Annotated in this window: 12 protein-coding genes; 8 read left to right on the top strand and 4 right to left on the bottom strand. The window is 47.3% G+C overall.

Features of this window, described 5'->3' with window-relative positions:
* Window positions 1-7 precede the first annotated feature (7 nt).
* Window positions 8-1276, top strand: a complete 1269-nt coding sequence (gene purD, locus M1K46_RS23665; RefSeq protein ID WP_256227902.1) for a phosphoribosylamine--glycine ligase — start codon at window positions 8-10, stop codon at window positions 1274-1276.
* Here the strand turns inward: purD and M1K46_RS25935 are convergent.
* A complete protein-coding gene (locus M1K46_RS25935; RefSeq protein ID WP_328090834.1) occupies window positions 1254-1355 on the bottom strand; it encodes an EYxxD motif small membrane protein in 102 nt (33 codons plus the stop codon). The two genes, purD and M1K46_RS25935, sit on opposite strands and share 23 nt — an antisense overlap.
* Window positions 1356-1821: 466 nt before the next feature.
* Window positions 1822-2082 carry a YgaP family membrane protein gene (locus M1K46_RS23660; RefSeq protein WP_091008113.1) on the bottom strand — a complete coding sequence of 87 codons (261 nt, stop codon included), beginning with the start codon at window positions 2080-2082 and terminating at the stop codon, window positions 1822-1824.
* 115 nt (window positions 2083-2197) lie between these two features.
* Between M1K46_RS23660 and M1K46_RS23655 the strand changes: the two genes are divergently transcribed.
* The 3 genes from M1K46_RS23655 to M1K46_RS23645 are packed head-to-tail and all read left to right on the top strand — an operon-like array spanning window position 2198 to window position 5363.
* Window positions 2198-3940 (top strand): adenine deaminase C-terminal domain-containing protein, encoded by a 1743-nt coding sequence (locus M1K46_RS23655; RefSeq protein ID WP_053355998.1) that lies wholly within the window; start codon window positions 2198-2200, stop codon window positions 3938-3940.
* 58 nt (window positions 3941-3998) lie between these two features.
* Window positions 3999-5033 carry a DUF3048 domain-containing protein gene (locus M1K46_RS23650; protein WP_375162240.1) on the top strand — a complete coding sequence of 345 codons (1035 nt, stop codon included), beginning with the start codon at window positions 3999-4001 and terminating at the stop codon, window positions 5031-5033.
* Window positions 5034-5054: 21 nt separating this feature from the next.
* Window positions 5055-5363: a YerC/YecD family TrpR-related protein gene (locus M1K46_RS23645; protein WP_256227900.1), complete on the top strand. Its 309-nt coding sequence runs from the start codon at window positions 5055-5057 to the stop codon at window positions 5361-5363.
* A gap of 267 nt (window positions 5364-5630) precedes the next feature.
* On the opposite strand, the gene M1K46_RS23640 is transcribed toward M1K46_RS23645, so the two are convergent.
* Window positions 5631-6050, bottom strand: coding sequence for a GNAT family N-acetyltransferase (locus M1K46_RS23640; protein WP_256227899.1), 420 nt, complete (start codon window positions 6048-6050; stop codon window positions 5631-5633).
* 121 nt (window positions 6051-6171) lie between these two features.
* Between M1K46_RS23640 and M1K46_RS23635 the strand changes: the two genes are divergently transcribed.
* Window positions 6172-6846, top strand: coding sequence for a VC0807 family protein (locus tag M1K46_RS23635; RefSeq protein WP_082316060.1), 675 nt, complete (start codon window positions 6172-6174; stop codon window positions 6844-6846).
* A gap of 1 nt (window position 6847) precedes the next feature.
* Here M1K46_RS23635 and M1K46_RS23630 read toward each other — a convergent pair whose 3' ends face one another.
* Window positions 6848-7393, bottom strand: a complete 546-nt coding sequence (locus tag M1K46_RS23630; protein WP_091008122.1) for a GNAT family N-acetyltransferase — start codon at window positions 7391-7393, stop codon at window positions 6848-6850.
* A 271-nt stretch (window positions 7394-7664) separates the two neighbouring features.
* Between M1K46_RS23630 and M1K46_RS23625 the strand changes: the two genes are divergently transcribed.
* The 3 genes from M1K46_RS23625 (at window position 7665) to ligA (ending at window position 12769) form a co-directional block, all read left to right on the top strand.
* Window positions 7665-8354: a heptaprenylglyceryl phosphate synthase gene (locus M1K46_RS23625; RefSeq protein ID WP_256227898.1), complete on the top strand. Its 690-nt coding sequence runs from the start codon at window positions 7665-7667 to the stop codon at window positions 8352-8354.
* A 72-nt stretch (window positions 8355-8426) separates the two neighbouring features.
* Window positions 8427-10664, top strand: a complete 2238-nt coding sequence (pcrA, locus tag M1K46_RS23620) for a DNA helicase PcrA (RefSeq protein WP_256227920.1) — start codon at window positions 8427-8429, stop codon at window positions 10662-10664.
* Between the two features lie 95 nt (window positions 10665-10759).
* Window positions 10760-12769 carry an NAD-dependent DNA ligase LigA gene (ligA, locus tag M1K46_RS23615; RefSeq protein WP_256227897.1) on the top strand — a complete coding sequence of 670 codons (2010 nt, stop codon included), beginning with the start codon at window positions 10760-10762 and terminating at the stop codon, window positions 12767-12769.
* The last annotated feature ends 35 nt before the right edge of the window (window positions 12770-12804 follow it).

Below are 12804 nucleotides of genomic sequence, written 5' to 3'. Positions count from 1 at the left end.
ATTCAGCATGAATGTTCTGGTGATAGGAAAAGGCGGCCGCGAGCATGCCATCGTGTGGCGGTTTGCGAACAGTCCGAGTGTAACGAAAGTGTTTGCCGCGCCTGGTAATCCTGGCATGGCTGAAATGGCAGAGTGTGTCAACATCGAGGAAACCGACCACGAGGGGCTAATCGCGTTCGCAAAAGAAAATCAAATCGCTCTTACCTTTGTCGGAGCTGAAGTCCCCTTGTTAAACGGGATTGTGAATGATTTTAAAAATGAAGGCCTCACCATATTCGGGCCGTCTAAGGAAGCAGCATTGATTGAGGGCAGCAAATCGTTTGCGAAAGACCTGATGGACAAGCATGGCATACCGACAGCAGCGTCTAAAACCTTTACTTCTTTCCGTGAAGCAAAGGACTATCTTCATGAGCAGGGAGCTCCGATCGTTTTGAAGGCAGATGGACTGGCAGCAGGAAAAGGTGTCATCGTCGCCATGACGCTTGAAGAAGCGGAACAGGGCCTTGATGACATGCTGAACAACGCGCGGTTTGGAGAAGCAAGTGCTTCGGTTGTGATGGAAGAGTACCTGGAAGGCGAAGAGTTTTCATTCATGGCTTTTGTTAATGAAGAAAAGGTCTACCCGATGGTCATCGCACAGGATCATAAACGTGCCTACACCGGGGATAAAGGGCCGAATACAGGAGGAATGGGTGCATACTCACCGGTTCCGCAGATTCCGCAGCCTGTCGTGGATGAGGCACTGGAAACAGTCCTGAAACCAGCTGCACAGTCGATGATGAAGGAAGGCAGACCGTTTACGGGAATTCTGTATGCCGGTCTCATGCTGACCGCTCAAGGCCCAAAGGTTATCGAGTTCAATGCACGTTTCGGTGACCCGGAAACACAGGTTGTCCTGCCAAGGCTTCAAGGTGATTTTGCGGAAATCCTGCTGGCTATTTTAGATAAGAAAGATATTGAACTGTCTTGGTCAAACGAGGCTGTACTTGGTGTGGTTCTTGCTTCCGGCGGTTATCCAGAAGCATATAAAAAGGGAATCAAGATCACAGGACTGAACAAGCTGAATGAAGATACACTGCTTTTCCACGCTGGAACAAAGCAAGCAGAAGAGGAGCTTGTTACGGACGGCGGGCGAATTCTTCTGGCTGCGGTTAAAGGGGCAGACCTCTCCAAAGCGCAGGAAGCGGTGTATGAGGAGATGGCAAAGATACAGTGTGACGCGTCATTTTACCGTACGGACATTGGTTCAAAGGCTATTTCACGCGCCGCTTTTTAACGAAAGCGAACAAAATCGCAATAATGCCGCCGATGAGCGTCGCATAGATAAAAATGGTATCCATTAAATATTCTTTCATTGCTATAAGCCTCCTTATAGAAAACTCCCCGTTGCAGGGGAGTTTTTTTCTTCTTGGCTGTTTTCGTAACCTTTGTTGCTCTTGAGAGTGGCTGATTTCCGTTCCAGGATGCTCGCTTTCCGCGGGGCGTGCGGTGAGCCCCACGGCGCAAGCACCTTTGGGTCTCACCTGTCCCGCTGCTCCCGCAGGAGTCTCGCACCTTGCACTCCAATCAACTGATCAATGAAGGTTTTTCACAAAAATATTCCCAAAGCAACAATCTTTTAGAAAGGCTGTTTCGTAAACTTTGTTGCTCCTTGGGAGTGGCTGATTTCCGTTCCAGGTTGCTCGCTTTCCGTGTGTCTCACCCGTCCCGTTAATCCTAGCCTCAGTCTCGCACCTTGCACTCCAATCAACTTAGCAATGAAGGTTCTTTACAAAAATGTTCCCAAAGCAACAATTTTTTAGAAAAGAGCCTTCTTCTTAATCAGCTCGGATTAATCGCTGAGCCTTCTTTGGAGATATCGTCTAAATCCATGTCTTTCAGTTCAGATCCTTGTTTTATCATATCCGTAACAGGGCAGTATCGCAGGATGCCTTCTGCCACTTTCATGGAGGCGAGGATCATCATGAAGACGTAAGATCCGCGGTACGGCCTGCGTGTGTACTTGGCGGTCAGCATCGCCAGCATGGTCAATCCGCACACGATCCGAATCATGGAGTTTAAGATGCCAATGTTCTGTTTCATAACGGGAATGCTCCTTTTTGTGATGATTTTTTGTGTTTTGCGTAAAGACACCCACGGACCAAGATTGTATGGTATCCTTGAGAAAATGTAATTTACAGAGAAAAAGGTGAAACCTATGTCTAACCAGTTCTTGTTTTGGTCGAAGGCGGACCTTCGCCGCCATCAAGCAGTGATCCTGGGCGAATTAGCGCCGTCGATCGTACTACAGAATGCAACCTACTTAAATGCTGCCCGGCACTGCTGGACAAAAGCTAACATATGGATTTACGATAACCGCATCGTTTATGTTGGGGATAAAATGCCCAGCCATACGAACGGGACAGAGATTTTGGATATTGACGGTAAATATGTCGTCCCTGGTTACATTGAGCCGCATGCCCATCCATTTCAACTATATAATCCCCAGACTCTGGGCCATTATGCATCGGCAAGGGGCACAACGACATTTATGTGCGATAATCTTATGCTTTTTTTATCATTGCCAGTTACGAAAGCGCTTACTATTATGGAAGACCTGAACCGGCTGCCTTTTACGTACTATTGGTGGTGCCGTTATGATTCCCAGTCAGAGCTCTTGAATGAAGACTCTTTGTTCTCATTGAGCAACATTAAAAAAATGCTAGCATCTCCTTATGTCATACAGGGCGGAGAGCTGACAAGCTGGCCGAAAGTCCTTCAGGGAGATGATCATATTCTTCATCTCATGCGGGAAACACGCAAGGCCGGAAAGCGGATCGAAGGGCATCTGCCTGGTGCCTCTGAAAAAACCTTGACGCAGATGGCGCTGCTCGGTGTGGATTGCGATCATGAGGCGATGACCGGAGAGGAAGCGATGATGAGGCTGAACCTCGGACTTACCACCTCTCTCCGCTATTCATCCATTCGTCCCGATCTTTCACAGATTTTAAAAGAGATGAAAGAGATTGGAGCGGCTCATTTTGACCGTGTCATCTTTACAACGGACGGATCAACACCGGCATTTTATGAAGAAGGCGTCACGGATAAAATGATTTCTATCGCGCTTGAAGAAGGAATTGATCCGATCGATGCTTATAAAATGGCTTCTTATAACATAGCAAGATATTACGGCAAAGAGCATATACTCGGAATGGTCGCACCAGGAAGAGTAGCACATCTCAATATCCTGGATAGTGTGCAGCACCCGAATCCGGAGTCTGTGCTCGCCAAAGGGCAATGGATCAAGCGTGACGGTGAGGTTATGGAAGCTGGTGCACCGTTTCCTTGGAGCGATTATGGAATGGGGCCGCTCGAATTGAACTGGGATCTGTCGCGGAAAGACTTTCAGTTCAGTTCACTGGCAGGCATTGAGATGGTGAACTCTGTCATTACGAAGCCGTATCAGATTCAGCTCAATCCTACTGAGGAAAAATTGAATATGGAACACGATGAATGCTTCTTCATGCTCGTCGACAAAAAAGGCAAGTGGCGGGTAAACACCCTGGTCAAAGGCTTTGCCAAAGGAGTTTCCGGGTTTGCGAGCTCCTATTCGAGCACGGGCGATCTGCTTTTAATCGGAAAAAGCAAGCGGGATATGCTCGCGGCGTTTAACCGTGTAAAAGAGATGAAAGGCGGCATCGTGCTGGTAGAGGACGGAGAAATCATCAGCGAGGTCAAGCTGCCGCTTGGAGGAGGAATGTCTTCTTCATCAGTCGAAGAACTCATACAGGAAGAAAAGGCATTAACGTCAGAACTGCGAAAAAGAGGATATCACTTCGAAGATCCGATCTACAGTCTGCTTTTCTTTTCTTCAACTCATTTGCCATATATCCGCATTACACAGCTAGGAATCTACGATGTGAAGAAGAAAGTCATACTCTTTCCTTCGATTATGCGTTAAACTAAAGAAGTAAAGCGTCTGGAAAGAATTCGGCCGGGGGCCAGGGGGGCAGGGGTGGCTGATGAAAAAATGGCTGCTTAGCTTTTGTGCGGCTCTATTGATCCTAGGCGGTGCAGGCTGCCAGAAGGAAGAAACGGCAAGTAACAAAAAGCCTGCGGAACATACGAAAGCTCCTGAAAAGAAAGAAAAGAAGACAGAGCTGAAAAACACGTATCCGCTGACAGGAATCAAAACGAACAAGGACACCGATGCAAGGGTGTTTGCCGTAATGATCAACAATCACTGGAAGGCTCGTCCGCAGTCCGGGCTTCATAAGGCGGATCTCGTTTACGAAGTTTTGGCGGAAGGGGATATTACACGCTTTCTTGCCGTATTTCAGAGCGAGAAGCCAGAGGTGGTCGGGCCTGTCCGCAGCGCACGCGATTACTTTATCGAGCTGAGCCAGGGTTTTCATGCTTTTTACGTTCATCATGGCTGGAGTCCGGAAGCGAAGAAAATCCTTTCCGGCAGAAACAGCAAGGTGGATTCTCTGAACGGCCTGTATTATGACGGAACGCTTTTTCACCGGGCATCGTTCCGGCAGGCGCCTCATAACTCGTATATTAAGTACAAAGACATCATGAAAGGTTTAAAGAAGAAAGGCTATGACAATAAAGATAAAATAAAGCCTCTTCCTTTCTTAAAACCATCGGAGGTCAAAGCGCTTACTGGTGACAAAGCTGATAAAGTTCTGATAACATACAATCACGGTGAGACTGTCGGCTATACGTACGTCTCGTCAACGAAACGGTATGCCCGCTTCAGCAACGAGAAGCCGACCACTGACCGCGAAACCAAAACACCGATCGAACTCGATAACGTGCTGATTGTGGAAGCGAGCCATAAAATCATTGATAGTTACGGACGAAGAGAAATTGACCTTACATCCGGAGGCAAAGCCATTTTGCTTCAGCGCGGAAAAGCCAGGGAAGTTAGCTGGGAAAACAAAGACGGCAGAATCATCCCGTCTGGCACAGGTTTCGTTCCGGGAAAAACCTGGATCAACATCATCCCGGCGCAGCCAGGAATCAGTAAGAGCGTTTCTATTGAATAGAGCAGAAGGAGTGCAAAGTACATGCAAATTGATAAATTAAGAGGGAGGGCGCTTGATCAGCTGTTTGAAGCCGTCCTTTCACTAAAAGATCTGGAAGAATGCTATATGTTCTTCGATGATCTGTGCACGATGAACGAGATCCAGTCACTGGCACAGCGCCTTGAAGTAGCCCGCATGCTTCGTGAAGGAAAGACCTATCATAAAATTGAATCAGAAACCGGTGCCAGCACAGCAACGATCTCCCGTGTGAAGCGATGCCTGAACTTCGGAAACGATGCCTATCAAATGGCACTCGATCGAGTACACGGAAATAAAGAAGAAACGAAGTAAAACCTGTAACGCCTTTGGGCGGTGCAGGTTTTTTGTTTTGTGGAGTTATATGGCGTTACGATTTTATGAAAATGATGTGTTTTGCAAGTAAGTGGTCCATTATAGCAAGTAAAGTCCGCATTTTCGCAAATAAATGGTGTCGAACCGCAAGTAAACTCACCATTTCCGCAAGTAAAACATGTCGAACCGCAAGTAACGACCCCAGACAATCCATTTGCGGCCGACAAAAAGGCCACCTGGAATCAGATCACTTGGCGGCCTCCACATTTAAAGCTTACGAGTAAACACTTCTTGCTTTTTCACACGTTCGTAGCCGATGTTTTCGTAAAATCGGTGCGCTTCTTTTCGTTCAGCGCCCGAACGGAGCCGGATTTGATCATAGCCGTTTTCCAGCGCCCACGTTTCACATCTTTTCATTAATTCTTTTCCCATACCTAACCGGCGTTGTGACTCATCGACTACCAAACCGCCGATCTCGCAATATTCCATTTGCAGCAATGTTTTTCCATAGACATGAACCCAGCCGGCGATCGTACCGTTCACTTCTTGTACAAAAAGAGCAGCATTTTTCTGGATGATAATTTTTTCCAACCGTGTTATGATTTCAGTAGTATCACCTGTGTAACCGGGCTGTAACGACAGGGAAGCCAAGGCGGATATGTCCTCTAAGGTGGCTTGCCTAATCATAAAATCACCTCTTCAATAAGGAGTAAGGTCAAAAGAATCAGAGTCGGCCGAACACTATGGACAAGAGTATCGAGCATTTTGCACAATCCAGCAAGAGTAACGAAACATTCCAAAACGGGAAGTGAAGAACTTGAAGAAAAGCATCGTAGTTTTTGATTTGCTGTTTTATTTAATACTGCCATATCTGATCTGGAACCAGGGAAGAGACATTTTGGGCGATTATTACGCCATCCTGCTGTCTTCCGCTCCAGGTTTCATCTATACCATATACCGGTTTGTGAAAGAAAAGCAATTCAATGTTACAGGGATGTTTATTCTGTTCTCCCTGTTTGCCGGAACAACGATCGACCTCCTGTCAGGGGGGGCCGGCCGAATGCTTTGGAACCAGGTGTTCTTCGGTATTTTTATGGCGCTGCTGATATTCACGACCATTCTGATCAAACAGCCGCTTGGCATGCACTTTGCGGTGGATATTGCTTATCTCCAGGGTGAACCGAGGGACAAGACGCAGTCTCTGTACCGTCAGCCTGAATTTTATAAGTATTTTGTTTGGCTTACCGGACTGTTTGCATTCCGCAGTTTGTTCCAGGCCGGATTGAAATCGTATCTCCTGATGGAATACGGCGCGAAGAAGTATGATTTTATTTTATTCTCAATGAAGATTTCAGGCTGGATTTTTGGAGGCCTGATCACAGCAGGCTTTGTATTTATATCTTTAAAAATCTATAACTATCATGAGAAGAACAAAGGGCCTGAGGGTTCGGACAGCCCGATTCAAACGGAACCAAAAATCTGAGTTATTTTTGAGACCGATCCCTCGCCAGCATGCCATAGACCGCAACATCTACAAAGTGGTCGTACAGCCATTCCGCCTGGCGGAGTTCTCCTTCTTGATGAAATCCAAGCCGTTCTGCAACAGAGCGGCTTCTTTTATTGTCCAGTGCGGCCTTCAGTTCCAGCCGGTTCAGGCCGAGCGTTCCAAACGCATAGTCCACCATCGCTTCGCACGACCGGGTCATGATGCCCTGGCCTTCAAAGTCCTTGCCCAGCCAATATCCAATGTTCGCCGAAAAGTTATTCCACTTGATGTCATACAGTGCCAGAGAGCCGGCCGGAATGCCCCGGTACCAGATGAGGGTGACGAGGTCCGTATAGTCGGCATACTTCTGCTGCGCCAGTTTAATGAATGTTTTTGTATCTTTTAAGGTACGAGAATAATCGACCCAGCCAAGCCAATTCCTCAGGTGGTCTCTTGAATAATCGGTCAGCTGGAAGAGGAGCTGGGCATCTCTTTTTTCGAGCATCTTCAAGGAAATTTCCTCATCAACTTGTAAAAAAAACATACACATTCTCCTGTTCATCGCTTTTTGTAAGGTTACCAAAAATTAATCGTAATGTAAGCGTTGTTTCACAGTGTCAAAGATGAGTAGCCCTATAATTTTTGATATAATGGCAAAAGGTATAAAGAGAATAACCGGCCGGGATGATCCCGGTTTAGAAAGTATAGATTGAATTATCCAGCTTCAACGCCCAAAGAGGATGAAAAAAGTTACAATTTTCATCCCAGCTCGGCCGTTTTTAAACAGGCGTTTCAGCATTTACTGGGAGGATCTTATGAATTTTGATTATCGGGTTTGGAAGCATATTTTTAAGCTGGATCCCAATAAGGAAATATCGGATGCCGATTTGGAGGCTGTCTGCGAGTCAGGCACGGATGCGGTCATCGTTGGCGGGAGTGACGGAGTAACACTTGATAATACTCTTGATTTGATGTCGCGGATCCGCAAGTTTGCGGTTCCCTGTGTCCTGGAGGTTTCCAACATTGAATCATTGACTCCCGGCTTTGATTTTTACTATATTCCGATCGTTCTTAACAGCAGGGATGCCAGCTTTATTGTCGGCTTGCAGCATGAGGCGGTGAAGGAATACGGCGATCTCATGAACTGGGAGGAGATTGTGACGGAAGGCTATTGCATCGTGAATCCGGATTGCAAAGCCGCAGAATACTCCAGCGCGAATGCCAGTCTTTCATTAGAAGATGTTGTAGCATATGCGCGCATGGCGGAAAAAATGTTCAGGCTTCCCGTGTTTTATCTTGAATACAGCGGAACGTATGGCGACATTGAGGTTGTGAAGGAAGTTAGGAAAGTGCTGGACCGTACGAAGTTTTATTATGGCGGCGGTATTTCAAATGCAGAACAGGCGAGAGAGATGGCAGTCTTCGCTGACACGGTCATTATCGGCAACATTATTTACGAAGATTTGAAGAGTGCACTTGAGACAGTAAAAGCTGTAAAAGGATAATTGAAGTAAGACAGCAAATCATTTACAATAAAAATAAGAACAAACGTTTGGGCAGGTGACGGATAAATGAGTATGCACCAATTGATTGAAAAGCTGCTGACAGGACTCAATCCTGAACAGAGAGCAGCCGTTAAACATACACAGGGACCGCTTTTAATTATGGCGGGAGCGGGAAGCGGTAAGACGAGGGTGCTGACCCACCGCATCGCTTATTTATTGATGGAGAAAGAAGTCGCGCCATGGAACATCCTCGCGATCACGTTTACGAACAAAGCAGCACGCGAGATGAAGGAAAGGGTAGCCAGCATTACTGGACCTGTAGCGGAAGACATCTGGATTTCCACATTCCACTCCATGTGCGTAAGAATTTTGCGACGTGATATCGACCGGATCGGCATCAGCCGAAACTTCTCGATCCTCGATTCTACGGATCAGCTCTCGGTAATCAAAAATATCTTAAAAGACAAGAACATGGATTCGAAAAAATTTGAGCCGCGGAGCATCTTGGGCTCTATTTCGTCATTGAAAAATGAACTGAAAACGAGTGCTGATTTTGCGAAAACGATGAACGGGCCGTATGACAGTGTCGTCCATGAGGTATACCAAGAATATGAAAAACGTTTGAAAAAGAACTCTGCGCTCGATTTTGATGATTTAATTATGACAACCATCCATCTCTTCAAGCGTGTGCCGGAAGTGCTGGAATTCTATCAGCGCAAGTTCCAATACATTCACGTGGATGAGTATCAGGATACAAACCGTGCGCAGTATATGCTCGTACAAATGCTTGCTGACCGTTTCCGCAACCTTTGTGTTGTCGGTGATTCGGATCAGTCGATCTACGGCTGGCGCGGAGCGGACATCGCAAACATCCTTTCTTTTGAAAAAGATTACAATGACGCAAAGGTGATTTTGCTTGAGCAAAACTACCGTTCTACGAAAACCATCCTGGACGCAGCCAACAAGGTGATCGAGAACAACTTCAACCGCAAGGCGAAAAACCTGTGGACAGACAAAAACGAAGGACAGAATATTATTTATTTCCAAGGCGACAGTGAGCACGATGAGGGCCATTATGTAGCAGGAAAGATCCGTGAGATGACCACCGGCGGAAGCCGCAAATGCTCAGAGATCGCCATCCTGTATCGTACGAATGCCCAGTCCCGTGTGATCGAGGAAGTTTTGATGAAGTCGAACATCCCGTATAACATCGTCGGCGGCACCAAGTTCTACGACCGCAAAGAGATCAAGGACATTCTTGCCTATCTTCGCCTCATTGCGAACCCGGATGATGACATCAGCATGATGCGGATTATTAATGTACCGAAGCGCGGAATCGGTGCTTCGACTGTCGATAAGATTCTCCAATATGGAGCGGATAATGATCTTTCCATGTACCAAGCGCTTCAGGAAGTGGAGCAGATCGGATTAACATCCCGGATTACAGGCGTATTGCGCGATTTTTCCGAGCTGATCACGAACTGGACCAGAATGCAGGAGTTCCTTTCCGTGACCGAGCTTGTGGAAGAAGTGATTGATAAGACGGGTTACCGCGACATGCTGAAGGCAGATAAGTCGCTTGAATCGGAAAGCCGTCTGGAGAACATTGACGAGTTCCTTTCTGTAACGCAAGACTTTGAAAAACAGCAGGAAGATAAGAGCCTTGTGGCATTCTTGACCGACTTGGCCCTTGTAGCAGACATTGACCGCCTGGATGAGGATGAAGGCGATAAGCCGAAAGAATCGGTTGTTCTGATGACCTTGCACTCCGCTAAAGGCCTGGAGTTCCCGGTTGTCTTCCTAATTGGTTTGGAGGAGGGTGTATTCCCGCACAGCCGTGCTCTCTTTGAAGAAAGCGAAATGGAAGAAGAACGACGACTGGCTTACGTTGGAATTACCCGTGCCGAACAGGAGCTTTATTTAACGAACGCTCGGATGAGAACATTGTTCGGACGTACGAACATGAACCCGGTATCCCGGTTTATCGGCGAGATTCCAGAGGAGTTGCTTGAATCCGTTCAAAAGGAAAAAGAAACTCCGAGCTGGGGAAGATCTTCACGTTCCAATGCTGCTCCTTCCTTCATGAAGCAGCCGGCTGCTGCTAAGAAAACATCTCCTGTTTATACGACTAATGGAGGCGAAAAGCCGGATTGGAAAGTCGGGGACAAAGTAAAACACCGCAAATGGGAGACAGGCGTGGTCGTCAGCATGAAGGGTGAAGGCGACTCACTGGAATTGGACATTGCGTTCCCGCAGCCTGTAGGACTGAAACGGCTGCTTGCGAAGTTTGCTCCGATTGAAAAAATGTAGTATTTAAACGTGCGTTTAAAGTGTTTAAACAATAGTTTAAACAATTATTCCATTAAAAAGCTGTACAGTTAAGATCGATAAAGGAGTTGGAAAGTTTGAACGAAGAGCATGCGAGTAAAAGGGTACATGAATTGCGTGAACTCCTTGAAAAATACAGCTATGAATATTACGTTCTCGATAAGCCTACAGTTCCCGATTCAGAGTATGACAAACTGCTCCAGGAGCTGATCGAGCTTGAAAACAACCATCCGGAGCTGCGGGATGAGCATTCCCCGACAGTGAGGGTGGGAGGACAAGTCCTCGACTATTTCAGAAAAGTGCAGCACAAGGTTCCAATGCTCAGCCTTGGCAATGCGTTTAACGAGGAAGATCTGCGTGATTTTGACCGCCGGGTACGAAACGGAGTCGGTGACAATGTTTCGTACGTGGCAGAATTAAAAATTGATGGTCTTGCTGTGTCATTAACTTATGAAGAAGGCCGCTTTGTTCTTGGGGCTACCCGCGGTGACGGAACGACCGGTGAAGACATCACGAACAATTTAAAGACGATTCGTGCGATTCCCCTTCGTATCAAGGATAAGGACGTTTCTCTTGAAGTGCGCGGTGAGGCATACATGCCGAAGCGTTCATTTCAAAAGCTGAATGAAGCTCGCCAGGAAGAAGGCCAGGAGCTTTTTGCGAATCCGCGGAACGCGGCGGCCGGTTCCCTGCGCCAGCTCGATCCGAACATCGCCGGCAAGCGAAACCTTTCCATATTCGTGTATGGAATTGGACAGCTTTCCGGGCATTCAGTCGATTCGCACAGCGAAAGCCTGAACTTCCTGAAGGACCTCGGTTTTAAAACGAACCCGGAATGGAAGCATTGCAAAAATATCGATGAAGTCGTGGATTTTGTCAGAGGCTGGGGGGAACGCCGACCGGATCTAGACTACGAGATTGACGGCATCGTCATAAAAGTTGATTCCCTTTATCAGCAGGAAGAGCTTGGTTTTACAGCGAAGAGCCCGCGGTGGGCCATCGCGTATAAGTTCCCGGCAGAAGAGGTCGTAACACGCCTTGAAGGAATTGAACTCAATGTGGGAAGAACGGGTGTTGTAACGCCTACTGCCCTCTTGTCTCCGGTAGTGGTTGCCGGAACGACGGTTAAACGTGCTTCATTACATAATGAAGACTTGATCCGGGAAAAGGACATTAAGATCGGCGATTACGTGATCGTGAAAAAAGCGGGAGACATCATCCCCGAAGTGGTGAACGTGATCGTTGACCGGCGAACTGGCGAGGAAGAAGACTTCCATATGCCGACACACTGCCCGGAATGCGAAAGTGAGCTGGACCGGCTGGATGGAGAAGTAGCTTTGCGCTGTCTGAATCCGCAATGCCCTGCCCAGATCCGTGAAGGGCTCATCCACTTTGTTTCCAGAAATGCCATGAACATTGACGGCCTGGGAGAGAAAGTCATCGCTCAGCTATTCCGGGAAAACCTCATACAGGATGTGGCAGACCTTTATAAACTAAAGAAGGAAGAGCTGCTGAAACTGGAGAGAATGGGTGAAAAGTCGGTTGACAACCTGCTGGACGCTATAGAAAAATCGAAAGAGAATTCTCTGGAACGTCTATTGTTCGGCCTTGGGATCAGGCATGTCGGTGCGAAGGCTGCAAAAACGATCGCCCAGGTATTTGAAACAATGGACCGGCTAAGTTCTGCTGCCAAAGAAGAACTGATCGCCATCGATGAAGTCGGTGAGAAAATGGCCGATTCGGTTGAGCTGTATTTCGATAAGCCGGAAGTGGCAGAGCTCATCACTGACCTGAAAGAATCCGGTGTGAACATGGAATACAAAGGGCCGCGTGTCGTCCGGGCAGAAGATGTGGATTCCTATTTTGCAGGAAAAACCATTGTGCTGACGGGTAAACTCTCGGTGCTGAACAGGAACGAAGCGAAAGAAAAACTGGAAACGCTTGGCGGTAAAGTGACCGGAAGCGTGAGCAAGAATACCGACCTGCTGATCGCAGGGGAGGATGCGGGATCCAAACTGGACAAAGCACAGTCCCTCGGAGTGGAAGTATGGTCTGAACAGCGATTTATCGAGGAGCTTGAAAAATAAAGAATAGCTCTGTTCCATCAAGTTTTATGGAGGAG

The organism is Fictibacillus sp. WQ 8-8 (assembly GCF_024494405.1).
In the GTDB taxonomy this organism is placed as follows: domain Bacteria; phylum Bacillota; class Bacilli; order Bacillales; family Fictibacillaceae; genus Fictibacillus_C; species Fictibacillus_C marinisediminis.
The sequence above is the reverse complement of the archived record's forward strand: the minus strand, read 5'-3'. Positions and strand labels throughout refer to the sequence as shown.

Coding starts and splice junctions, on each gene's coding strand:
- purD (WP_256227902.1), top strand. CDS start 8: ATGAATGTTCTGGTGATAGGAAAAGGCGGCCGCGAGCATGCCATCGTG.
- M1K46_RS25935 (WP_328090834.1), bottom strand. CDS start 1,355: ATGAAAGAATATTTAATGGATACCATTTTTATCTATGCGACGCTCATC.
- M1K46_RS23660 (WP_091008113.1), bottom strand. CDS start 2,082: ATGAAACAGAACATTGGCATCTTAAACTCCATGATTCGGATCGTGTGC.
- M1K46_RS23655 (WP_053355998.1), top strand. CDS start 2,198: ATGTCTAACCAGTTCTTGTTTTGGTCGAAGGCGGACCTTCGCCGCCAT.
- M1K46_RS23645 (WP_256227900.1), top strand. CDS start 5,055: ATGCAAATTGATAAATTAAGAGGGAGGGCGCTTGATCAGCTGTTTGAA.
- M1K46_RS23640 (WP_256227899.1), bottom strand. CDS start 6,050: ATGATTAGGCAAGCCACCTTAGAGGACATATCCGCCTTGGCTTCCCTG.
- M1K46_RS23630 (WP_091008122.1), bottom strand. CDS start 7,393: ATGTTTTTTTTACAAGTTGATGAGGAAATTTCCTTGAAGATGCTCGAA.
- M1K46_RS23625 (WP_256227898.1), top strand. CDS start 7,665: ATGAATTTTGATTATCGGGTTTGGAAGCATATTTTTAAGCTGGATCCC.
- pcrA (WP_256227920.1), top strand. CDS start 8,427: ATGCACCAATTGATTGAAAAGCTGCTGACAGGACTCAATCCTGAACAG.